At 43.3% G+C, this 22,208-nt stretch carries 20 protein-coding genes and 1 tRNA gene; 10 read left to right on the top strand and 11 right to left on the bottom strand.

The genetic code is table 11. From position 1 onward, the window contains the following. Window positions 1–532: 532 nt before the first annotated feature. Window positions 533–1,708 carry an aminotransferase class I/II-fold pyridoxal phosphate-dependent enzyme gene (locus H1R16_RS01705; protein WP_181885962.1) on the bottom strand — a complete coding sequence of 392 codons (1,176 nt, stop codon included), beginning with the start codon at window positions 1,706–1,708 and terminating at the stop codon, window positions 533–535. 156 nt (window positions 1,709–1,864) lie between these two features. Here H1R16_RS01705 and H1R16_RS01700 point away from each other — a divergent pair, with 156 nt between their 5' ends. Beyond that, window positions 1,865–2,869 carry a M28 family metallopeptidase gene (locus H1R16_RS01700; RefSeq protein WP_181885963.1) on the top strand — a complete coding sequence of 335 codons (1,005 nt, stop codon included), beginning with the start codon at window positions 1,865–1,867 and terminating at the stop codon, window positions 2,867–2,869. Between the two features lie 69 nt (window positions 2,870–2,938). Here the strand turns inward: H1R16_RS01700 and H1R16_RS01695 are convergent. From H1R16_RS01695 to uvrA, 3 genes are all read right to left on the bottom strand, one after another. After that, window positions 2,939–3,010: transfer RNA gene (locus H1R16_RS01695), tRNA-Arg, on the bottom strand. A 387-nt stretch (window positions 3,011–3,397) separates the two neighbouring features. Further along, on the bottom strand, window positions 3,398–4,303 hold the full coding sequence (locus H1R16_RS01690; RefSeq protein WP_181885964.1) for a CPBP family intramembrane glutamic endopeptidase: 906 nt from the start codon (window positions 4,301–4,303) through the stop codon (window positions 3,398–3,400). A 1-nt stretch (window position 4,304) separates the two neighbouring features. Continuing rightward, window positions 4,305–7,091, bottom strand: a complete 2,787-nt coding sequence (gene uvrA, locus H1R16_RS01685; RefSeq protein ID WP_181885965.1) for an excinuclease ABC subunit UvrA — start codon at window positions 7,089–7,091, stop codon at window positions 4,305–4,307. Window positions 7,092–7,343: 252 nt separating this feature from the next. Here uvrA and H1R16_RS01680 point away from each other — a divergent pair, with 252 nt between their 5' ends. Continuing rightward, window positions 7,344–9,152 (top strand): TonB-dependent receptor, encoded by a 1,809-nt coding sequence (locus tag H1R16_RS01680; RefSeq protein ID WP_181885966.1) that lies wholly within the window; start codon window positions 7,344–7,346, stop codon window positions 9,150–9,152. An 18-nt stretch (window positions 9,153–9,170) separates the two neighbouring features. Here H1R16_RS01680 and H1R16_RS01675 read toward each other — a convergent pair whose 3' ends face one another. Beyond that, complete coding sequence (locus H1R16_RS01675) at window positions 9,171–9,611, bottom strand: phosphohydrolase (RefSeq protein WP_181885967.1); 441 nt, start codon at window positions 9,609–9,611, stop codon at window positions 9,171–9,173. A gap of 7 nt (window positions 9,612–9,618) precedes the next feature. Next, the gene (locus tag H1R16_RS01670) at window positions 9,619–11,877 is read right to left on the bottom strand and encodes a cation:proton antiporter domain-containing protein (RefSeq protein ID WP_181885968.1); all 2,259 of its coding nucleotides are present in this window, start codon (window positions 11,875–11,877) and stop codon (window positions 9,619–9,621) included. 269 nt (window positions 11,878–12,146) lie between these two features. On the opposite strand from H1R16_RS01670, the gene H1R16_RS01665 reads away from it, so the two are divergent. The 6 genes from H1R16_RS01665 to H1R16_RS01640 all read left to right on the top strand — a co-directional run bounded on the left by H1R16_RS01665 (window position 12,147) and on the right by H1R16_RS01640 (window position 16,905). Continuing rightward, a complete protein-coding gene (locus H1R16_RS01665) occupies window positions 12,147–12,383 on the top strand; it encodes a YdcH family protein (RefSeq protein WP_181885969.1) in 237 nt (78 codons plus the stop codon). A gap of 211 nt (window positions 12,384–12,594) precedes the next feature. Beyond that, complete coding sequence (gene dnaX, locus H1R16_RS01660; RefSeq protein WP_181885970.1) at window positions 12,595–13,680, top strand: DNA polymerase III subunit gamma/tau; 1,086 nt, start codon at window positions 12,595–12,597, stop codon at window positions 13,678–13,680. Between the two features lie 188 nt (window positions 13,681–13,868). Then, the gene (locus H1R16_RS01655; RefSeq protein WP_228451033.1) at window positions 13,869–14,264 is read left to right on the top strand and encodes a hypothetical protein; all 396 of its coding nucleotides are present in this window, start codon (window positions 13,869–13,871) and stop codon (window positions 14,262–14,264) included. Between the two features lie 19 nt (window positions 14,265–14,283). Beyond that, window positions 14,284–15,363, top strand: coding sequence for a chorismate mutase (locus tag H1R16_RS01650; RefSeq protein ID WP_181885971.1), 1,080 nt, complete (start codon window positions 14,284–14,286; stop codon window positions 15,361–15,363). 9 nt (window positions 15,364–15,372) lie between these two features. Continuing rightward, a complete protein-coding gene (rsgA, locus tag H1R16_RS01645) occupies window positions 15,373–16,305 on the top strand; it encodes a ribosome small subunit-dependent GTPase A (protein WP_181885972.1) in 933 nt (310 codons plus the stop codon). A gap of 183 nt (window positions 16,306–16,488) precedes the next feature. Beyond that, window positions 16,489–16,905, top strand: coding sequence for a nucleoside-diphosphate kinase (locus H1R16_RS01640; protein ID WP_181885973.1), 417 nt, complete (start codon window positions 16,489–16,491; stop codon window positions 16,903–16,905). A gap of 117 nt (window positions 16,906–17,022) precedes the next feature. Here the strand turns inward: H1R16_RS01640 and H1R16_RS01635 are convergent, their stop codons facing one another. The 3 genes from H1R16_RS01635 to H1R16_RS01625 all read right to left on the bottom strand — a co-directional run bounded on the left by H1R16_RS01635 (window position 17,023) and on the right by H1R16_RS01625 (window position 19,137). Further along, on the bottom strand, window positions 17,023–17,322 hold the full coding sequence (locus tag H1R16_RS01635; RefSeq protein WP_181885974.1) for a hypothetical protein: 300 nt from the start codon (window positions 17,320–17,322) through the stop codon (window positions 17,023–17,025). Window positions 17,323–17,396: 74 nt separating this feature from the next. After that, entirely contained in the window at window positions 17,397–18,047 is a 651-nt protein-coding gene (rpe, locus tag H1R16_RS01630) for a ribulose-phosphate 3-epimerase (RefSeq protein ID WP_181885975.1), read from the bottom strand. Window positions 18,048–18,054: 7 nt separating this feature from the next. Then, complete coding sequence (locus H1R16_RS01625; protein ID WP_181885976.1) at window positions 18,055–19,137, bottom strand: M28 family peptidase; 1,083 nt, start codon at window positions 19,135–19,137, stop codon at window positions 18,055–18,057. Between the two features lie 53 nt (window positions 19,138–19,190). On the opposite strand from H1R16_RS01625, the gene H1R16_RS01620 reads away from it, so the two are divergent. Continuing rightward, on the top strand, window positions 19,191–19,892 hold the full coding sequence (locus H1R16_RS01620; protein WP_181885977.1) for a DUF4294 domain-containing protein: 702 nt from the start codon (window positions 19,191–19,193) through the stop codon (window positions 19,890–19,892). Here the strand turns inward: H1R16_RS01620 and H1R16_RS01615 are convergent, their stop codons facing one another. Both H1R16_RS01615 and mnmD read right to left on the bottom strand, forming a co-directional pair. After that, window positions 19,893–20,312 carry an NUDIX domain-containing protein gene (locus H1R16_RS01615; protein ID WP_181885978.1) on the bottom strand — a complete coding sequence of 140 codons (420 nt, stop codon included), beginning with the start codon at window positions 20,310–20,312 and terminating at the stop codon, window positions 19,893–19,895. Window positions 20,313–20,338: 26 nt separating this feature from the next. After that, the gene (mnmD, locus tag H1R16_RS01610) at window positions 20,339–21,031 is read right to left on the bottom strand and encodes a tRNA (5-methylaminomethyl-2-thiouridine)(34)-methyltransferase MnmD (RefSeq protein WP_181885979.1); all 693 of its coding nucleotides are present in this window, start codon (window positions 21,029–21,031) and stop codon (window positions 20,339–20,341) included. Window positions 21,032–21,115: 84 nt separating this feature from the next. Between mnmD and H1R16_RS01605 the strand changes: the two genes are divergently transcribed. Then, complete coding sequence (locus H1R16_RS01605; RefSeq protein WP_181885980.1) at window positions 21,116–22,189, top strand: branched-chain amino acid aminotransferase; 1,074 nt, start codon at window positions 21,116–21,118, stop codon at window positions 22,187–22,189. Window positions 22,190–22,208 lie beyond the last annotated feature (19 nt).

Here is a 22,208-nt window from a genome sequence, read left to right as displayed (position 1 = left end):
AGTTCATTCTTTGGATGAGGATAAGCCAGAGTTACCACATTATCAGATGTATTTGTCAAACTCGCCAAAAAACAAACCAGAACTTGGCTTCTAATTCAGTTGTTAAGACCATATTAGTTATATTCAATATTATTTAGCATCTGAACCGGCATTCAGGTATTTTACATAGAAACCAGCTTTGAGAATCAATTAGGCAAGGGAATAGTCTCGTCTCCAAAAAAACAAAGTGCAGAATACGATAGAAAAGGCGGAAGAGGGCGGAAATAATTTACACGGCACCACTACGAAAATCCCTGCTGCAAAATCCCAAGTCCCAAGTCCCCAAGTGCCCTCATTTTAAGCCCATTTACTTATCTATTGTTGCCTTATAAAATTAACTGACCTTTCTAATCCGCGCTACCGCGCGATTCCAATCGCGTGACTAAAATAGTAATCCAAGATTATTTAAAATCAACCCTTCCGAATCTGCTGGGAACAGGTAGGCAAACTTGCTCCATCGGCCATGTCACCGTCTGTTGAAGATTTTTTGTTCTCAAACCGTTTCGGTGCTTAAATTCTTCGCGAAAAATTCTTTCAACTGTTCTGCTGCCCGGATCAGCGTCTCATCCTTTTTTGCAAAGCAAAACCGTAACTGTCCCGTGTCCCTGCCGTCATGATAAAAAGCGGAGTAGGGTACACAGGCCACCTTTGCCTCACGGATCAGCAATTCGGCAAACTCACGGTCGGTGTAAGGAAATGTCTGCCGGCAAAAGCTTAAGGTCTGAAAGTAACCGCCTTCGGCTTTTTGTAGAATTTCAAGAGGTAATCCTGTAAACAGTTCACAAAACAAATCGCGCTTGGCCCGGAACAATTCCCTGTTCTGATTTACGTCGAAAACCTGTAGAAAATTCCCCAGCGCAAACTGCGCATGGGCATTCACCGTGAATGTGAGGTATTGGTGAATCTTTCTGAACGCTGCGGTGTACTCCGGCGGCGCGATGATATAACTGGCTTTCCACCCGGAAATATGAAACATTTTTTCGAAGGAGTAAATGCAGAAGCACCGCTGCGCGATTTCCGGATGGTGGCTGGCACTCAGGAATTCGCAACCGTCATAACATAAGAGGTCATACACTTCATCAGAAATTACAATGATATCCGTATCCTTAATGAGCTCCCAAAGGAGATCCCAGTCGGTCGGATCCCAAACCTTACCGGTCGGATTATTAGGTGAATTGACGATGATGGCTTTTGTACGGGGAGTGATGGCTTGCTGTATAAGCTCCCAGGGAATTTCTGAATTGGGCATCTGTACAAAAACCGGCTGCGCGCGCCTGATTTCCACTGCCGGAACGTAGGTATTGTAACAGGGTTCAATAATGATCACCTCATCGCCGGGTTCCAGAAAGCTTGCAAAGGCCACATACATTCCGTAGGTGGCTCCCGGAACCAGCGTTACTTCATCTTCGGTAACAGAAATTGGTTTTGGCCTGTTCAGATTAAACCTGATCAGCTTTTCCTGCATAAGGGGCAGTACGCAGGCTGAAGCATAGGCATTCATATCATGGTGGATGGCCTGCTGCAAAAATTCAGTCAGCCTGCTGTCCGGAGCATAATCAGGCGAACCCTGCGCCAGATTAATGGCCCCGTACTGTTCTGCTTTCGCGGCTAGCTCCGAGAAAATATTCAGATCATTACCCGAATGCCGGTCCTTAAATTCAATGGCCAAAGTAAATTTTTTTTTTATTACTTATAAAAGTACTGATTATTATGACTTGAAGAGGATTTAACTTCATATAACCGACTGAAATTCAGTAATAAAGTTATGCCGTGCATCGCACATACATATCGGATAATTTTCTATCTTTAGAAAAATTTAAAAAGAATGAACAGAGCTTTTACCGCAATTGCTGCCGCATTTATACTTACCTCCTGTGCCAGTTCGAATCTATCTTATGATGGACGCGCCTTCAAAACCAGTTCTGAGAGTATAACTGAGGCGGATTTAAAACGACATCTTTATGTTATTGCATCAGACGAGATGGAAGGCCGCGAAACAGGTTCTGAAGGTCAGAAAAAAGCCGGGAGGTATATGATAGCAGAGTATAGGAAAATGGGTGTGTCTCATCCAGAGGTGCTGAAGGATTATTACCAGAAAGTTCCGAAAGAGGCACTGAACAGCCGCCGCGGTACATTGCCGGATTCTGAAAATATCCTGGCATTTATAAAAGGCAGTGAAAAACCGGAAGAGATCATCGTGATCTCCGCACATTATGACCATGTAGGCATCAAGAACGGCCAGATTTACAACGGTGCCGATGACGACGGCAGCGGTACAGTGGCTTTAATGGAAATTGCTGAAGCCTTTAAAAAAGCGCAGAAAATGGGCAAATCTCCGAAACGGTCGGTGCTGTTCCTGCATGTTACCGGCGAGGAGCATGGCCTTTTAGGTTCGAAATATTATGCTGACAATCCTGTATACCCTTTGGCAAACACGGTGGTGAACCTCAATATCGATATGATCGGTCGCAGCGATCCCGAAAATGAAGGTAAGGATTATTTGTACGTCATTGGCTCCGAAATGCTGTCCAGTCAGCTGAAGGTGATTAACGAGGCCGCCAACAATGCCACCCAAAAACTTGAACTTAACTATAAATATGACGACCCTAATGATCCGCAGCGTTTGTATTACCGCTCCGACCATTATAATTTCGCAAAAAACGGGATTCCTGTAGCTTTCTTCTTTGATGGTGTGCATGCAGATTACCATCAGCCTACTGATGATCCCGAGAAGATAGATTACAAATTGCTGCGTAAACGTGCCCAACTCGTATACGCTACGGCCTGGGAACTGGCCAACCGCGAGGCCAGGATTGTGGTGGATAAGTAGGCTTCCGCGAAACTAAATAATAGAACATAACAAAGCCGTTTCAGCATATGAAACGGCTTTCGTTGTAAGTAGCCTCACCAGGAATCGAACCTGGATCTAAAGTTTAGGAAACTTCTATTCTATCCGTTGAACTATGAGGCCTTTTGGTGCGCAAATTTACAAAAGTTTTGAAAAAATTACCGCGAAAAATATTCAAATCTTCTGGGGACTAAATTGGTAGCTGCCAATTCACCAGGCGATTACTTATTCAAAAAAGAATCCGCTCTTTAGGAACGGATTCAGCAGATAAAGACATCTCATTTTTTAATTAGACAACAAAAAAAGAGAAGCCGACGGTGCTTCTCTCAAAATATAGTAAGTTTAATAGTTTCAGTCCGGGATGTGGCACTTGTCCTCATATCGTATTTAATTTACTGTAAATGTAGGATTTAAATCAATACGGAATATGAACCCAATGTTAAAATTCACATTTTACCAACATATTTTTGTGGATAAGTGCCAGTCAGTAAGGTTAATAGCGGGGAGAATTTACTTTTTTGTAATCTCAAATTCCTCTTTAAGAAGTTTGATCAGTTCCTGCTCTGTCAGGCCTTTTTCAGATTTGAAATAAAAATGGACAAGTTCATTGTCCAAAACTTTATGCCCTTTACCAATAGTCAGTTCTACAAGAGTCTGTAAATCAGTATTTGTTGCCTCAATCATCAGTATTTTTTCGTCAACAGTTTTTTGATGTGTAATTGTTGTACTGCTGCTTTCCTTACAAAACAGACCTTCAACCCGAAGTTCGTAATCACCGTTTTTTTGGTTGATATACTCAATATTTTCGTGTAAAAGATAAGGAACAGTGATTACTACAAAATTAAAACAGGCATGGAATAAAATAGCCCAAAAGAATCCCAACCGCAGACGTATATAACCCATAAATAGTCCACCAATGGACTGCGATAAGATAATAATTGGCAACAAAACCAGGAAAAGGGCATTCCACTCGTTTTTATAGTTAAAAGAATGCACAAAGCCAAACAGTATAGCCACCAGATAAAAAATCACTGCGAAATTCCGTTTCCAAAAATTAAAAAATACCGGCTTGCCTGCAATTTTGTCAAGAACACGGAGTACATAATTTCTTTCATACTTCAGTGGAAGCCTGAATAGAATTTCTTCCAAAATCGGTGCAGCAACGACCGCCATAAAGAGCATCATGCCGATGGAAAAGTTGCGCAGCAGGCCCGCCGCTTCAATTTTCATGATGTATTCGTGTACGAAGCCTAATAAAGGCACTATAAAAAGAGCATTTAAAAGTAGTATGGTAAAAAACAGCACCGTGAAGATCCTGTAGCGGTCGTTTGTACTTATCTTTTCAGAAAAGCGGTCCCTCGGACTTTTTAAAAAATGTAAGAAGTCCTTTAATGTTTGGCTAATATCATTTATCATTCTACAGTTTTTCCTTCAGAAACCTTGCGGTATGGGATTTTTTGTCTTTTACAAGGTCTTCCGGTGTGCCGGCGAAAACCACTTCACCACCGTGCTTGCCCGCATCGGGACCAATGTCAATGATATAATCTGCCGACTTTATAATATCGGGTTGGTGTTCTATGACGATCACGGAATGTCCCAATTCAATTAAAGCCTGAAGAGAAACCAGCAGTTTATTGATATCGTGGAAATGCAGTCCGGTGGAAGGTTCATCAAAGATAAAAAGGGTTTTATCGGTTGTGAATCCTTTCACCAGGAAAGACGCCAGCTTAATCCGCTGTGCCTCACCACCGGACAGGGTGGAGGAGCTTTGTCCCAGCTGGAGGTAACCCAAACCTACATCTTGTAGCGGCTGTATCTTGGTTACAATCTTTGTTTCTTTATTATCGGAGAAGAATTCCAGTGCCTCATCCACAGTCATGTGCAGGATATCGGAAATATTCTTGTCGTCAAACTTCACTTCCAGAATTTCACTTCGGAACCGTGTACCGTTGCAACTCTCGCACAGCAGTTCAATATCGGCCATAAACTGCATGGATACATTGATCACACCTTCACCTTTGCATTCTTCACAACGGCCGCCGTCCACATTGAACGAGAAATGTTTTGCTTTGTAACCCATCATTTTCGAAAGCTTCTGCTTTGTGAAAAGCTCCCTAATGTCGTCATAGGCTTTCAGGTAGGTAACAGGATTGGAGCGTGACGATTTACCGATTGGATTCTGGTCAATGAGTTCGATGTTTTTAATGAGCTTTTTTGGGAAGTCTACACTGTCATAGTCGCCTTTTTTACCACCCATTCCCAATTGGATCTGGATCTCATTGGTCAGGATTTCCTTCATCAGGGTGGATTTCCCTGAGCCGGAAACGCCAGAAATTACAACGAGACCTTCCAGCGGAACCGAAACATCAATGTTTTTCAGGTTATTTTCACGAGCGCCTTTTATCTCGATAAATTCCTTTGCTTTACGGCGCTTCTTAGGTGTTTTTATTTCCAGCTTTCCGGTTAGGTATTGAGCCGTAAGTGAGTCTGATGACTGAAGTTCGTCAAAATGACCGGCAAAAACAAGTTCACCACCCAAATAACCTGCTTCAGGACCAATATCAATAATATAATCGGCCGCGCGCATGACATCTTCGTCGTGTTCTACAACAATAACGGTATTTCCCAAATCCCTTAAATTCTTAAGTACACCAATCAGGTTTTCAGTGTCTTTACTGTGCAGACCGATCGAGGGCTCGTCCAGGATATAAATGGATCCCACCAGTGAACTTCCCAGACTGGTTGCCAGGTTAATACGCTGGCTTTCACCACCCGAAAGCGTGTTGGAGGTACGGTTCAGGCTTAGGTAACCCAAACCTACTTTCTCCAGGAATTCCAGTCTGGTCGTAATTTCATACAGCAGTCTTTTTGCAATTTCGGCATCGTGTGCACTTAATTTCAGCGATTTTACCAGCGGCAGAAGCTCATCCAGCGGCAGTTCAATCATTGACTGGATATTGTGTCCGTCAATTTTTACCCATTGGGTTTCCTCTCGAAGCCTGAGTCCTTCACAGGTAGGGCAGAGGGTTTTACCTCGGTACCGTGAAAGCATCACCCGGTACTGGATCTTGTAAAGATTGCCTTCCACCATTTTGAAAAAGGCGTTCAGCGAGGGGAAATTGGCCGAACCGTCGCCCTTCCAAAGAAGGTTGCGCTGCTCTTTGGTTAGCTGGAAATAGGGTTTGTGAATCGGGAATTCGCCGCCCACCCATTTAATGAATGATTTTTTCCATTCGCCCATACTTTCTCCTTTCCAGGCTGCCACAGCATCCTCAAAAACCGACAGATTTTTATTTGGAATTACAAGGTCTTCGTCAATGCCGATCACTTTTCCATAACCCTCACACTGCGGACAGGCACCGTAGGGATTATTAAAGCTGAAGAAATGAACATTGGGCTCCATAAATTCCATTCCGTCCAACTCGAATTTATTTGAAAATTCGTGTACTTCACCGGTCTCAATATTTTTAAGCGAACTGTATCCGTGACCTTCGTAAAAAGCCATTTGTATAGAGTCGGCGAGTCTTTGCAGGAAATGCTCATCATCCTCATAAACGAACCGGTCTATTACGAGATGGATTTCCATTCCTTTTTCGGGAGTAAAGCCGAAACTCTCAAGATCTTCTATTCCCGCCACATTCCCGTTTACCTCCAGTCTTGTAAAACCGGTGACCTTAAGGGAGTTTAGAGTCTGGGTAAAGGTGTCCGGACTGAACTGCAGCGGTGCACGAAGCAGAAAAGCGGTTCCTTCAGCCTGTTTTATAAAGTTGATGACATCAGTAACGCTGTCTTTGCGGACTTCCCGCCCAGAAACCGGCGAAAATGTATGTCCTATTCTGGCAAAGAGCAGTTTTATATAATCGTAAATTTCGGTTGATGTACCTACTGTAGAACGCGGATTGGACGATATAACTTTCTGCTGAATGGCGATGGACGGTGCCAGCCCTTTTATACTGTCAATTTTGGGTTTCTCCAGTTTGCCCAGGAACTGCCTGGCGTAGGAACTCAGACTTTCCACATACCTGCGCTGGCCTTCGGCATAAATGGTATCGAAGGCCAGGGAGGATTTCCCGCTGCCCGAGACTCCGGTAATGACTACAAGTTTGTTTTTCGGAATGCGTACATCTATGTTCTTAAGATTGTTAAGATGCGCATTCTTAACAAAAATTTCTTTCTTTATATCTATGTTTTCGGATGTATCCATGTATGAATTTGAGGACTACAAAAATACATAAAATTTAAGTGTAAACCTTCCGGACTTTAGGCAACAGAAAAGGGTAAACCGTCGCAGGAACGGTATCCAATTCGGTGGGAATTAGTACTGTTAAATTTATATCTGCGGTATTTCCTGTGTTCAGGATCACCCAACTTTATTTATCTTTGCCGCTTCCAATTCAGGGCTGTTCCGCAGGTAAAGATGCGGAATCTGTCACTATATTATCAATGCAGGTGTAAAATGAGGTTAAAATATTTTGGATTTCTGTGCCTCGGTATGATAAGCCAGATTTCAGCCCAAACCGGAGAATCTGAAATAAGTGAAGTTTTCATCCACGGCAAGTTCCTGGATCTTCCGGTTACAAAGGTGAGTGAGAACATTACTGTAATTAACAGAGAAGAAATACGCAGTTCTCCAGCTACAAGTGTGGAAGAAGTTCTGGCTCAAATCACAGGTTTCGATATCAGAAGGAGAGGCGGTAACGGTGTGCAGGCAGATATTTCACTGCGTGGCAGCAGCTTTGAACAGGTATTGATCCTCGTAAATGGTGTGCGGATGAACGATTCCCAAACGGGGCATAACTCCATGAGTGTTCCCTTCGATCTGGCATCTGTAGAAAGGATAGAAGTGATTAAGGGACCGGCAGCGAGGCGCTTTGGCCAAAACGCTTATGCCGGAGTAATCAATATCGTTACAAAACCTGCTGCTGAAGATACGACCACAGTTTCTGCGAGTGGCGGCGATTTTGGCACTTATTCACTGGGCCTTGGCACCCACATGAGCACTGAAAAAGTCGCGCATTTCGTACAGCTTAACTCATCCAGTTCCGAAGGCTACCGGTACAACACCGATTATAAAATCAACAATATATTTTATCAGAATCAATTCCGCGTTGCCTCCGCAAATGTGCGCTTTCAGGCAGGAATCCAGGAGAAGAAATTTGGCGCCAACGGTTTCTATGCTACGGCGGCAGCTACAGACCAGTACGAAGAAACCCAGGCTTCTGTTGTAAGCTTAAGTGCCGACCGAAAATGGGACAGCTGGACCTTTAACTCCAATATTTACTGGCGCCGCGGACAGGATATTTACGAATATGTGCGCGGCAGGCCCGAACTGTACCGTAATATCCACATCGGCAATAATATCGGTGGTGAGATTAATACTACCTTGAATTCGGCATTGGGAAGAACGGGACTTGGCGTTGAGATCCGAAAGGAGTTTCTGGCTAGTAATAATCTGGGCCGTCGTGAACGTTTCATTACCCAACTGTTTCTGGAGCATCATTTTTCTTTTTTTGACGACAGGATGGATATCGCGCCGGGTATTTCATGGTCCGCGTACGACCGCGAAGGTAATTTCCTTTATCCCGGAGTGGATGTTGGTTATAACCTGAGCCCAAATCATAAAATTTATGGAAACGCAGCAAAAGTTAGCCGAATTCCTACCTTCACCGACCTTTATTATCTGAGTAAAACCGAGGCGGGGAACCCGTTTCTGCAGCCCGAGCACGCTTTTTCGGCAGAAGTAGGTTACCGTTACCACAGGAATGGTCTGGAGCTGAAAGCCAGTGGTTTCCTGCGGGATACAGACAATTCCATTGACTGGGTTAAAGCCAGCGAAAACGAACTTTGGCGCGCCGAAAACATCGGAAGTATTTATACGCAGGGAATTGAACTGGAACTCCGCCAGCAACTTAATTCATTCGTTCAGTCCTGGTCGTTGGGTTACACTTTCCTGGACAGCAGGGCAGAGAAACTGGAAAACCTGTGGTCCCGCTATATAATGGAAAACCTGAAGCATCAGGTTGTGGCGAAAATGGAGAATAAACTTTACAAAGAGCTAACCGCTCAGTGGGTTTACCGCTATAATGAAAGAGTCACAACGGGAAGTTATCACCTTCTGGATTTAAAACTGAACTGGCAGTATAATGACCTTCAGCTGTTTCTACTTATAAATAACCTTACATCAACCCGGTATACAGAGACCTTTGGTGTACCTATGCCGGGCAGATGGTTTCAGCTTGGATTTAATTACCGTATCGGTTTATAAGCGGACTGCTATTTAAAATCAGTATTTCTCCTTGAGATAGAGGTAGGCCTTCAGATACTTGTTAAGTCTCTTCATATCTTTCTCCGTTATCGGTTTGGTGAACCGTCTAAGGTCCATATTGTCGCGCAGGTCATTCAGCTTAACCGCTACGGCCAGTGGTGACCTTTCCGTTTGTTTGATGAATTCGGTATAATCCTGGTCGGAGGGAGTTTTCGTAAGGCATTCCACAGCAAAAACAATATGATTAGGGAAACCTTCCTGCAGCAGATAATCCAGACTGATTTCCGGACAGTCTTCTATCACATCGTGCAGTACGCCTACGATTTTTTCGTCGTATGTTTTGCCGTAATTCATCACCCTCATAATATGCCCTATATAAGGCGCGCCGAATTTATCGGTTTGGTTCCTGTGGGCTTTTGTCGCGATGTTTACAGCTTTGTTCAGAAGTTCCTCTTTCATCTGTTATTTAGATTTCCACATTTAGTTTTTCAATTTTCTTCCGGTTACCTACCACCCAAACGATATCGTCCAGCTGCAGTATTTCAGACGATTCGGGGTTCAGGATACGTTCATCTCCTCTTCGTATGGCAATTACAAGTCCGTCTGTCTTGTCGCGGATGCCTGATTCCTGTATGGTAAGGCCTTTCTTGGGTGAATGATGGTTAATCAGGATTTTGCCAAGTTTAATGTGGTCAATATTCTCTTCTTCAATAATTTCCTGACTGTCAAAAACCTCTTTAAAGATCTGGAACTGATCATCGGTGGCAATGATGCCTACTTTGTCATAAGGCATGAGGACCTGGTACCGGTCCGGCGTGTGAATGAGTTTACCGCCACGGCGTATATAGCCGATATTGATTCCATATTTCTCCCGCCACTGCAGGTCTACCAGACTTTTACCTATATAATCGGCCAGCGGCTTTACTTCAAGTTCAATAATGTGTACGTCCCAGGCAGCCAGACTCTCCTTTATATTGGAAGTGCCGGCAAGCGTGGCTACAGCTTCAGGGTGTCCCATCTCCGAACGGTCATTCAGGTTGGTGATAAACCTTCTTTCAATACGGCTGTAAAATTTGTTCAGCCTGTTGGAGAAGATCACCATCAGGACAATCGCCACAGGAATCGTAATGAAGAATGATATTGTTGTTGAGGCAAAACGGTCCAGGAAAAAGCCCAGGATACCGATACCAATGGAAAACCGGACAATTTCAATAATAAGCAGCGGTCCGCGGCTGTATTTGGTCTTGGTCCAGAGTTCACGGTAAGCCACCGAGTTGGGTCTCTTTACCATTAGTGCCCAAAGGAAAGGAAGTATAAAAAGTACCGGCAGCCCGTTTCCTATAATATTTTTCAGGCTGTTGCTTTCCAGGTTATCGTTGATGGCCGGAATAATAAATCTGGCAAAAAGCAGATAAATGGCCATGATAATGATTCCGTTGATCACGATGATCCTTGCATAGCTGGTAAGGATGGTCTTCCAGCTGTTTTCGGCCTGGATATTCTGCGTGTTCGAGGAATAGCGGTTGATCTTTTCAATATATTTAGGCGGAACTACCTTCACCAGCCATTTATAAAACGGTTCAGAAAGTTTGATCAGGTAAGGCGTTGTAAATGTTGTGATGGCCGAAACACCTACTGCAACCGGGAAAAGGAAGTCTGAAATTACCCCCAGCGAAAGTCCAAGTGTGGCCACAATAAAGGCAAATTCGCCAATTTGAGCCATACTCATCCCCACCTGAATGGACTGTTTCAGCGGCTGTCCCGATATTAATGCACCCAATGCCGAGCTGAACAGTTTGCCAAAAATAGTTAGGATGGTAACGATAAATATTGGCCAGGCATAAGTGATCATAGCTTCATAATCAATCATCATACCTACGGATACGAAAAACACCGCGGCAAAAAGGTCTTTTACTGACTTTAAGGTATGCTCCACCTTCTCCGCGACGGTAGTTTCAGCAATAATGGATCCCATGACGAAGGCACCAAGTTCTGCCGAAAAGCCTACTTTTACAGCAATCAAAACCATACCCAAACAAAGGCCAATGGAAAGGATAAGCAGGATTTCATCATCAACAAGAGGCTTGATTTTCTTGAGCAGGGTAGGTACCAGAAATATACCAAGCAGGAACCATAAAATAAGAAAGAAAAGCAGCTTTACAACGGTAAACAGGATCTGTGTACCTTCAAATTCTTTAGTTACAGCAATGGTGGAAAGCAGTACCATAAGCAGAATCACCACGATATCTTCAACCACAAGAACACCAAAAACCGTCTTTGCAAAGCTTTTTGTCTTGACCCCAAGCTCGTCAAACGCCCTGATAATGATGGTTGTAGACGAGCTTGCCAACATACCGCCGAGGAACATACTGTCCATGATGCTCCAGCCGAGCCATCGCCCGGTAAAATAACCTGCGATCGTTATGAAGATGATTTCAACAAAGGCCGTGACCGAAGCCGAACCGCCCACATTCATAAGTTTCTTGAAACTGAATTCGAGTCCGAGACTGAACAGGAGAAATATCACACCGATCTCTGCCAGGGTCTTAATATTGGCACTGTCCACAACCGAAGGGAAGATGTTCAGGTTAGGGCTCACCAGGAAACCCGCGATAATATATCCCAGTACAAGAGGCTGCTTGATTTTTCTGAAAATAATAACGACAAAAGCCGCCACTATCAATATCAATGCTAAATCCTCTATCAACTTTGGTAGGTGTCCCATTTTGCGTAAATCTGTATTTTCCCAAAAGTAAGGAAATGCTTAAGTTTTTCAAAGGAATAATTCATCAAAATTGCATTATGTGCAACTCCATTAAATTCCGTCGTTTTTATGTTGAAGGGCAGTACACCAATCATCCGGCACATGAAGCAGAGACCTTACGGAGCCCTCCCAAAATCCAGCTATTTTTTTGCTGATGATATGTTTCATATTGACTGACGACGAAAAAGTGTTTAACTTTAGTCTGTAATAATCCACAAAAAGTTTACACCATGGAAAACCACATTTTAACTAACGAGTTTCCTGAGTATGTGCAGAAAATCGCAGAGCTGAAAACCAACGACGATGCATTCCGTAAGATGTACGTCAACTATGAGGAGGTGAATGCCCTCATTCAGCATTATGAAGACGGCGAAGTTAATCACACCACGGATGAGCACCTTACTGAACTTCGCAGGAAGAGGCTGCATCTAAAGGATAGTATTTATTCTTATCTGCACTCCAACTGATTTCCGGATTACAATTACCGTGGCGGCTTCTAAAGGCCGCTTTTTTTTGTCCCGGAGAAATACCTTAAAATGACTCCTGAAAATGAGCCTTTATTCCTGAATCATCAGGTACGATAATACTTACCTGAACCACCTGGTGGGGTGCGTGACACCTGCTGGTTTTTTAAATTCAGGTTTTGTAGTTCATAATATTTCGCTTATTTTTGACCCCATGGAAAACTTCGTTGTTTCAGCCCGAAAATACCGTCCGCAGGAGTTTGATACTGTTGTGGGGCAGGCGCATATTACGGATACGCTGGAGCACGCTATTGAGGAAAACCAACTTGCCCAGGCGCTGCTTTTTTGCGGTCCTCGTGGGGTAGGAAAAACCACCTGCGCCAGGATTCTGGCCCGCAAGATCAATGAACGGGACGGCGCAACTTCCGAAGATGGATTTACCTATAATATTCACGAACTTGATGCTGCTTCCAATAACTCCGTGGATGATATCCGTGACCTTATAGACCAGGTTCGCTTTGCTCCTCAGGTAGGAACTTACAAAGTTTATATTATAGACGAGGTACACATGCTTTCGTCAGCAGCTTTCAATGCCTTCCTCAAAACCCTGGAGGAGCCGCCCGCACACGCCATCTTTATCCTGGCAACAACGGAGAAGCATAAGATCATCCCGACCATTCTTTCCAGATGTCAGATCTATGATTTTAAAAGGATAACAATTGAAGATATTCAGCAGCATCTTCGCAAGATCGCCGAAGCCGAGAATATACGATATGACGATGATGCGCTTTATCTTGTAGCTCAAAAGGCTGACGGCGCATTACGGGATGCCCTTTCGATATTTGACAGACTTTCCACATTTACCCAGAAAAATATTACACTGCAGAAAGCAGCAGAAGTTCTGAATATCCTGGATTACGACCAGTACCTGAACATCGCTGATCTTGCGCACGAAAATAAGATTCCCGAAATCCTTACAGCTTTCAACGAGATTGTAAAGAAAGGATTTGACCCGCATCTTTTCATTGCCGGTCTCGGAAGTCATTTCCGCGATCTTATGATGGCACAGAATCCAACCACGCTATCACTTATTGAGGTAGGCGAAAAAACCAAAGAGCGTTTCGGCGAGCAGAGTCGGAAATGGTCTCCACAGCAACTGGTGGACAGTATTGAGATCTGTAACCATGCGGATATCAACTATAAGAATTCTAAAAATCCGCGGCTGATGGTTGAAATTGCACTTATGCAGTTAGCCAGCCTTACCGCAGCGAATGCTCCCGTCAAAAAAAAAAATTCCTGATTTTAGCCCCGCGGGTTGAGAGAGAAGTCACGCAGGTTCAGGAAAAACCAAAAGAGGTACTACCTGAACCGGAAATACCTGTTATTCAAAAAGCGGAAAAACCTGTAATAAAGGCTAAACCTGCTACACCGTCCAGATTCAGCATCACCCGAAAGCTGACAGTTGAAGAAGAAGAGGAGAAAAAGACGATGGTCCAAAGTCCGACAGAGGAGTTGCCCAACAGTCATTTTACTGAAACTGACCTTCAGACCGAATGGAAATGGTTTTTGGACCAAATTCAGCAAAAAGATATTGTAATTTACAATGCGATAAGCGGTTTTAAAGTCCATAAGGAAGATGAAGACCTTATCCGTATCTTTTATCCCTCGGATACGGCAAAATCTGAATTCGACAAAGTATCCCACGATTTCCTGAATCACTTTCGGCACAAAGTCCATAACTACAGATTCCGCGTGGAATATAAAATGGATGCTGTAAACCTGAAGAAAGAAATAGTAACCAAACGCAGCCTCTTCGAAAAATATGTACAGATCAATCCGGTACTGAAAGAACTTGATGACCTGTTTAAACTTGACCTTAGTTAATAACCACTTTTACAAATAGATGCAGTTAACCGATATAAAAAACGACTGGATTTCTCAGTTTAACCACCCGCTGGTGATTGCAGGTCCCTGCAGTGCCGAGAGCGAGACGCAGATGTTGGAAACGGCAGCCCGGATGAAAGAAGCCGGTGCAGCCGTACCGGTGTTCCGTGCCGGAATCTGGAAACCACGCACCAAGCCTAACGGTTTCGAAGGAGTGGGCAGCATGGGTTTGGGATGGCTCCGAAAGGTGAAGCAGGAATTCGGTTATAAAACAGCAACTGAAGTGGCCAATATGCACCATGTACAGGCAGCTTTGGAAGCAGACGTTGATGTTTTATGGATTGGTGCCAGAACTACTGTGAACCCTTTTGCCGTGCAGGAAATCGCAAATGCGCTGCAGGGTACAGACAGGATTGTGCTTGTAAAGAATCCTGTTAATCCTGATCTTGCACTTTGGATCGGTGCTCTGGAAAGACTTGCAGGTGCCGATATCCATAATTTAGGCGCGATACACCGTGGATTTTCAACCTACAGGAAAACAAACTACCGCAATATTCCCAACTGGCAAATCGCGCTCGACTTTAAGAATCAGTTGCCGAATATACCGTTGATCATCGATCCGTCCCACATCTGCGGGAACCGCACCGGACTATCATCAGTAGCTCAGGAGGCTCTGAATTTAGGCTATCAGGGTGTGATGATTGAGACCCACTGCAATCCGGATGAAGCCTGGAGTGACGCCAGACAGCAAATTACACCGGAAACTCTTGCTTCATTACTGAGCGGACTTGTAGTTCGGAATGAAGAATGCGCAGGTTTTGACGAAGAACTTGAAAGGTACCGCACACTTATTTCCGATGTAGACTATCAGGTGATTGACCTTCTGTCACAGCGGATGAAACTTTCAGAAAAGATAGGTATGCTGAAAAGTGACAATAACCTCACGGTTTTCCAGCCGGACCGGTGGAAAGCCGTTACAGAATACGCTAAAAGGAAAGCTGAAGAAACCGGAATGTCCCAGGAATTTATTGAAAGTATTTTTAAGACCATTCATGAACAGTCTGTGGTGGTGCAAAACGACATCATGAAAAGCAAATAAGCGGAAAGTATGAAAGGACTTGTTATAAAATCTACCGGCAGCTGGTATCAGGTAATGGACCATGACACCAAAGAGGTTTATGAAGCGCGGATCAGAGGGAAATTTAAGCTTATTAAAACGCGTTTAACCAATCCGCTGGCTGTGGGTGACCATGTTGAGTTTCAGCTGGAGCAGGATAATGTAGCCTGGATTACAAAGATTGAAACCCGCCGCAATTATTTGATCAGGAAGTCGGTGAACCTTTCAAAGGAAGCCCATATTATTGCTTCCAATATCGATATCGCCTGCTTTATCTATACACTCAAGTTTCCGGAGACCTCACTTGGTTTTTTAGACCGTTTCCTGGCCTGCTGTGAGGCCTACAATATTGAGCCTCTTATCCTGATGAGTAAAATGGATACCCTCAGTGAAGGTGAAGCGGAAATCATACGAAACATAGAAGAGATGTATCATACCATCGGCTATGAAACCCTTCAGGTGTCGTCCTACACAAAACTTAATCTGGATATGCTGCAGGACCGACTTAAAGACCGGGTTTCAGTAGTCTTCGGACACTCAGGAGCCGGAAAGTCCACACTGGTAAATGCTTTTCAGCCAAACCTTAACCTAAAGACAACGGAAATTTCTGAAACACATCTTAAAGGAAAGCATACAACCACTTTTGCACAAATGCATTTCTGGGATTTTGGCGGCAGTGTTATTGATACGCCTGGAGTACGCGAATTTGCAATGATTGATGTGCTGAAAGAGGAGGTGCAGCATTATTTTCCGGATATTTTCCGAAAATCAGATGAATGTAAATTCTATAACTGCCTTCACATCAATGAACCTAAGTGTGCGGTATTAGCAGGAATTGAATCGGGTGAAATTGAAGAGACCCGATATTCAACCTATATTAAGCTGATGGAGGAGGCAGACGCCCTGGAGCAGGAAGGTTTTTAGAAATAAAAAACCCAGCCGAAGCTGGGTAAAAACTAATAACCATGAAAACTCAAATTAAACATGAGAATCTGATTTTAGTGAGCAAGTTGCGTGCCAAAAGTACAGTCAGGTTTAAATAAAGTTTTTTTTCTGATGAATTGATTAAAAGCGTAAATTTGCGCTCGAAAATAAATATATAGATATATGTCAGGGATCACATTTACGATGATTAAGCCGGATGCAGTTGCAGACGGGCACATAGGCGCAATTTTAGGAAAAATTGCCGAAGCCGGATTCAAAATTAAAGCGCTGAAGCTTACCCAACTTACATTAGGCGACGCTAAGAAATTTTACGAAGTTCACAGTGAGCGTCCTTTTTACGGCGAGCTGGTGGAATTTATGAGTTCAGGTCCTATTGTTGCCGCAGTATTGGAGAAGGAAAATGCTGTTGAAGATTTCAGAACGCTTATTGGTGCTACCAACCCTGCTGATGCTGCAGAAGGTACAATCAGAAAAATGTTCGCAAGAAGTGTAGGCGAGAATGCGGTACATGGTTCAGATTCTGATGAAAATGCACTTATTGAAGCTCAGTTCCATTTTTCCGGCAGAGAAATATTCTAAGTTATAATTTAATTTAGTAAATATAAAAGCCGTACTGTTCAATTAGAAAAGTACGGCTTTTTTTGTCAATAAAAATCAGGCAAAAACGCTGAAATTTATATCGTACAGTGATCTGTTTTACAAATTATCGGTGTCTGCAGTGTCGCTTTTCATCTTGTCTTCTCTTACGGCCTCGCTTATATCTTCGCTGGCCTCAGTGCGCGATATAAAATAGTGTGCGCCATATTTACCGCTTATCCGGGCTGCCCAAATGATACCGCTAATCAAACCGAGAAGGATGCACGCTCCGAAAAGCACTGCTCCCGTTTGGCTGCGGTCCGTATAGAGATAAAGGGCTAAGCCCAGCACGGATCCAATTAGCAGAGGCGAGAGCACGATCTTGAAGAACGAATAACCTTCAATAAACTTTTCAAACATGGCAGGCGTTTATAAATAATACGCCCGCGCAAGTGATTAAGTTACAGTTTAGTATGCTCCTTCGCTTTAATCAGCTATATTTTCAGTAGCTCGATAGTCTTTTCCGGGTTTTCGCTGCTGAAAACAGCATTTCCGGCTACAAGAACGTCGGCACCGGCTTCAAACAGTCGGGAGGCGTTCTCCAAATTGACACCACCGTCCACCTGAATAAGCGCTGTTGAATTATTGTTAAGGATAAGGTCTTTGGTTTCTGAAATCTTCTTGTATGTGTTTTCAATGAATTTCTGACCGCCAAATCCGGGGTTCACACTCATCAGCAGTACGAGATCCACCTCAGAAATAATGTCTTCCAGCATCAGTACCGGGGTTGAAGGATTAAGAACCACTCCGGCTTTTGCTCCATTGTCCTGAATTAGTCTGATGGTACGGTGCAGGTGCACACATGCTTCATAATGAACGGAAACGAGGTCGGCACCGTGCGCAATAAAATCTTCCACATACTTTTCCGGCTCTACAATCATAAGGTGCACGTCCACAAACTTTTTCGCATGCTGCTGTACAGTTTTCATCACAGGAAAGCCAAATGAAATGTTCGGCACAAAGCGCCCGTCCATAACATCGATATGCAGCCAGTCTGCCTGGGAGTTGTTCAGCATGTTAATATCCCTTTCCAGGTTACCGAAATCTGCGGACAGCAGGGAAGGGGCAATCATTTTGTTCTTCATTATATATTTACTTAGCGTGATATTTCAAATTCATTTCAGGTTCAATTCGAAGCAGTGTTTCGTAGATGAGCTGGATTACATTGGCAACATCTTCTTTGGAAACCATTTCCACGGTTGTGTGCATATAGCGTAGTGGAAGTGATATCAACGCCGACGGAACACCACCATTAGAATGGGCAAAGGCGTCGGTGTCTGTACCTGTGGCACGGCTGGCAGCCGCACGCTGGAAGGGTATTTCTTTAAGTTTGGCCGTATCTACTATGAGTTGGCGAATGTTGTGATGGACACTTGGTGCATAAAACACAACAGGTCCGTCGCCGCATTTCTGGTCGCCCTCTTTTTTCTTCTCGATCATCGGGGTAGTGGTGTCATGAGTAACATCCGTAACGATGGCGATATTGGGTTTCAGTGTTTCAGCAATCATATGTGCACCGTACAGACCCACTTCTTCCTGCACCGAATTGGTAACGTAAAGGCCAAAAGGCAGTTGGTTTCCGTTTTCCTTAAGAAGGCGCGCCACTTCCGCAATCATAAAACCTCCAATTCTGTTATCCAGAGCACGGCACACGAAATAGCGGTCATTCAGTTCAAAGAACTCATCGGGGTAGGTAATCATACAGCCTACAAAAACTCCCAGCTCCTCAACCTCCTTCTTAGTAGTAGCACCACAGTCAATAAATATATTTTCAAGCTTAGGGACCGGTTCATCTGAACTTATACCTCTGGTATGGATAGCAGGCCAGCCGAAGACTCCTTTCACAATTCCTTTTTCACCATGAATATGTACCACTTTCGAAGGTGCGATCATTTGGTCGGAACCGCCGTTACGGATCACATAAATCAGGCCGTCGTCCGTGATGTAATTTACGTACCATGAAATCTCATCTGCATGAGCTTCAATTACCACCTTGAAGGGTGCTTCAGGATTTACAATTCCGTAACAGGTCCCATAATGGTCAAATTCAACTTTATCAACATACGGTCGAATATAATCCATCCATATTTTCTGGCCGTCGTGTTCGTAACCGGTTGGAGATGAAGTATTTAAATATGATTCTAAAAACTTAATTGATTTCTTGCTGAAATTCATGGAAAGGGAATAATATTTGCGTTAGTTTGTGGATTTTTGAGACTGTAAAAATAATGAAAATATATCAGACCCTTTTGGTCTTTCTCCTGTTTGTAACGGTGTCCGTAAAGGCGCAGGACACGATAATGGTAAAATCTCTGAGTGAATATCCCCAAGATCAACTAAAGGTGGATGAATTTGGTCAGAAGTACTTCTACGATGAAGATCAGAAAGCAAAAATTTATGAAATCAATGGTGAGACTGTTGTAATTATGGATGAATTGGTGCTTAAGAAAGGCCCTGTCTTTAATAATCAGCTGGACCGCAATTATTATTTTTTCCTTAATAAAAAGCTGGCCCGTGTTTACCCGCTTTTTGTAGCTGCACTTGCGCAGTACAATGGAATCCAAGCTGATATCGCGACCATGGACCGAAATACACAAAAGAAATATATTAGAGAACGTCAGGCAAATCTGGCTAATCAGTACGAAAAACAATTGCGTGATTTAACAACAACTGAAGGTCGTGTCTTTGCTAAACTGATGCACCGCGGAACTGGCAAAACAGTATTCGAGATTATCCGGGAGTTACGTGGTGGCTGGAGCGCCTTTTGGTGGAATGTAAAGGGAAATATTGCCGAAGTTGACATCAAGGAACCTTACGATCCCTACCGCAACCGCACGGACCTTTATATAGAGTCGCTTCTTCAGTCCAACTGGAACTATGGTTACCTGCAGCCCTATCCTGGCGCGCAGAACTACAGAGTCACAAAGTGATTATCCGGCTAACCTTTCTTTAAGCTTGTCAAAAGCTATCCTATCTACAGGGAGTGGAAAATTATTTTCCGGTGTATCAACTGGCAGCCATTCTACTTTTTCAATGCAGGGGTCCATTATAAGGAAGTCGGTTTCATCTAAAATTTCTACCATATAATAAATGGTAAGAAGCTGTTCGTTTTCCCGGAAGCGTGAAACTTCAAAATTTTCCTGAGTATACAGATGTCCGATAACGCGTATCTTCGCATTCAGTTCCTCTTCAAACTCACGGTGCAGGCAGTCCAGTACGCCTTCGCCATATTCCAGCCCGCCACCGGGAAACTTCATAAGGTGTTCACCTGCATATTCTTCATGAAGCACCAGTACGCTCCCGTTTTTTATAGCGCACGCATAAATCCGAACGTTCGTCTTATTGATCATTAACTATAGTTTGGTCTAAAAGTACATTATTTTTTGGTTTCGGTCAATTTTTTCCAGGCGATGAGCATCTCGCGTTTTCCCGGTGGTCCTGCCTTTTTCTCCACTTCAAAATCCAGTGATTTCAGATTCCGGCGTACCGATCCTTTACTGGAGTAGGTTGTAAGCAATCCGCCGGCGCTCATTTTATTGGCTACAGCAGCAAAAAGGGGCAGCTCCCATAGGTCTGGCTGTACCCGCGCACCAAAACAGTCATAATATACCAGGTTAATTTTTCTGAGTTCTATAGTTGGCAGGTCGTGAAAATCGCATCTTATCTTTTTGAGGGTAAAGTTGGGCAATATTTCTACCTCCGCCTCCCAGTCTGCCTCATGGATTTTTTTATAAAACTGCTTTAACTCGTCACGCTCAAAAAGTGTATTATAGCCCAAATCTTCAACCTCAGACATTGTTACGGGATACTTTTCAAGCGCGAAATAGTTAATTTTATGATTTTTATCAGTTTTTAAAAACTCATTAATAGTTACTAAAACATTCAAACCTGTTCCAAAACCCAGTTCTAAAATATTAATTTCGTAATCATCAATCAGTTTTAATCCATTATCTATAAATACATGTTTGGCTTCCTGAAGGGCACCATGATGCGAATGGTAACTTTCATTTAAATCATTGATATGCAATGTTTTACTGCCGTCACTGGTGACTTTTACTTCTCTTTTCAACTTATTTTTTTCCAAATTTAAACTAAAATATGTATATTTAAAAAATTATTTAGAGTTGTAAAACACGTTTAAAAAAATTAAGAAATGATAATCCAAAAAACCGAAAATTCAAGGATTTCTTCCTTTGATCCAGAAAACTACTCATTCGGAGACCACTTCACAGACCATATGATTATATGTGAGTATGAAAACGGTGCCTGGGGTGAGGCAAAGTTAATGCCTTACGGACCTCTTCCATTTTCTCCGTCCAATATGGCTTTCAATTATGGCCAAGCCTGTTTTGAAGGTATGAAGGCGTATAAAGACAGTAGTGATGAAGTATACCTTTTCCGTGTAAATAAAAATTTCGAGAGGATCAATAAATCCGCTAAGCGTCTTGCAATGCCTGAAATTCCTGAAGAGGTTTTCGTAGGCGGTCTGAAAGCGCTTATGGATATAGACCGAGCATGGATTCCTACAGGAGAAGGAAAATCACTTTACATCCGTCCGCTTATATTTGCTACTGAGGAAGGTTTGAAGGCCAGGGTATCCAATAAATACATGTTCGCAATCGTAGCTGCACCGGCTACAAGTTATTACAGCGCACCGGTTTCTGTTAAGATCTCAGATTATTATTCCCGTGCGGCCAGCGGCGGCGTTGGATTTGCAAAAGCGGCCGGCAACTATGCAGCATCTTTCTATCCTACACAACTTGCTAACGACGAAGGTTACGAGCAGATTATCTGGACTGACGACAGTACGCACGAGTATTTTGAAGAAAGCGGTACGATGAACGTGTTTGTAAGAATAGGCAATACTATATATACACCTCCAACTTCTGAAAAGATTCTGGACGGCGTTACAAGAGACAGTTTCATTACACTGGCTAAGCATAAAGGCATTGACGTAAGGGTAGAACCTATTGCAGTAAAAGATGTTCTGGCAGCTCAGAAAGACGGAAGCCTTAAGGAAATTTGGGGTGTAGGAACCGCGGTTGTAACTACAGCTTTTAAATCTTACGGGTATCAGGGCGAGAATTTTGAACTTCCTGTACTTTCGGAAGAGGAAAGCTTTGCGCTTTCGCTGAAGAAAGCTCTTGTGGACATTCAGACCAATGCGGCTGAAGATCCTTTCGGCTGGAGAGAGAAGGTTGAAAAAGATGTACTTCAGACTGTATAATTAATATACTTTTAAGATC

The organism is Marnyiella aurantia (assembly GCF_014041915.1).
Taxonomy (GTDB): domain Bacteria; phylum Bacteroidota; class Bacteroidia; order Flavobacteriales; family Weeksellaceae; genus Marnyiella; species Marnyiella aurantia.
This window is presented reverse-complemented; position numbering and strand designations above follow the sequence as displayed.

What these genes read in the sequence shown, in the direction of transcription:
- H1R16_RS01690 (WP_181885964.1), bottom strand. Translation starts at nt 4,303, where the DNA reads ATGATAAATGATATTAGCCAAACATTAAAGGACTTCTTACATTTTTTA.
- H1R16_RS01655 (WP_228451033.1), top strand. Translation starts at nt 13,869, where the DNA reads ATGGTCCAAAGTCCGACAGAGGAGTTGCCCAACAGTCATTTTACTGAA.
- H1R16_RS01635 (WP_181885974.1), bottom strand. Translation starts at nt 17,322, where the DNA reads ATGTTTGAAAAGTTTATTGAAGGTTATTCGTTCTTCAAGATCGTGCTC.
- H1R16_RS01640 (WP_181885973.1), top strand. Translation starts at nt 16,489, where the DNA reads ATGTCAGGGATCACATTTACGATGATTAAGCCGGATGCAGTTGCAGAC.
- rsgA (WP_181885972.1), top strand. Translation starts at nt 15,373, where the DNA reads ATGAAAGGACTTGTTATAAAATCTACCGGCAGCTGGTATCAGGTAATG.
- uvrA (WP_181885965.1), bottom strand. Translation starts at nt 7,091, where the DNA reads ATGGATACATCCGAAAACATAGATATAAAGAAAGAAATTTTTGTTAAG.
- H1R16_RS01605 (WP_181885980.1), top strand. Translation starts at nt 21,116, where the DNA reads ATGATAATCCAAAAAACCGAAAATTCAAGGATTTCTTCCTTTGATCCA.
- H1R16_RS01700 (WP_181885963.1), top strand. Translation starts at nt 1,865, where the DNA reads ATGAACAGAGCTTTTACCGCAATTGCTGCCGCATTTATACTTACCTCC.
- H1R16_RS01620 (WP_181885977.1), top strand. Translation starts at nt 19,191, where the DNA reads ATGAAAATATATCAGACCCTTTTGGTCTTTCTCCTGTTTGTAACGGTG.
- dnaX (WP_181885970.1), top strand. Translation starts at nt 12,595, where the DNA reads ATGGAAAACTTCGTTGTTTCAGCCCGAAAATACCGTCCGCAGGAGTTT.
- H1R16_RS01625 (WP_181885976.1), bottom strand. Translation starts at nt 19,137, where the DNA reads ATGAATTTCAGCAAGAAATCAATTAAGTTTTTAGAATCATATTTAAAT.
- H1R16_RS01675 (WP_181885967.1), bottom strand. Translation starts at nt 9,611, where the DNA reads ATGAAAGAGGAACTTCTGAACAAAGCTGTAAACATCGCGACAAAAGCC.
- H1R16_RS01680 (WP_181885966.1), top strand. Translation starts at nt 7,344, where the DNA reads ATGAGGTTAAAATATTTTGGATTTCTGTGCCTCGGTATGATAAGCCAG.
- H1R16_RS01650 (WP_181885971.1), top strand. Translation starts at nt 14,284, where the DNA reads ATGCAGTTAACCGATATAAAAAACGACTGGATTTCTCAGTTTAACCAC.
- H1R16_RS01665 (WP_181885969.1), top strand. Translation starts at nt 12,147, where the DNA reads ATGGAAAACCACATTTTAACTAACGAGTTTCCTGAGTATGTGCAGAAA.
- H1R16_RS01670 (WP_181885968.1), bottom strand. Translation starts at nt 11,877, where the DNA reads ATGGGACACCTACCAAAGTTGATAGAGGATTTAGCATTGATATTGATA.
- H1R16_RS01615 (WP_181885978.1), bottom strand. Translation starts at nt 20,312, where the DNA reads ATGATCAATAAGACGAACGTTCGGATTTATGCGTGCGCTATAAAAAAC.
- rpe (WP_181885975.1), bottom strand. Translation starts at nt 18,047, where the DNA reads ATGAAGAACAAAATGATTGCCCCTTCCCTGCTGTCCGCAGATTTCGGT.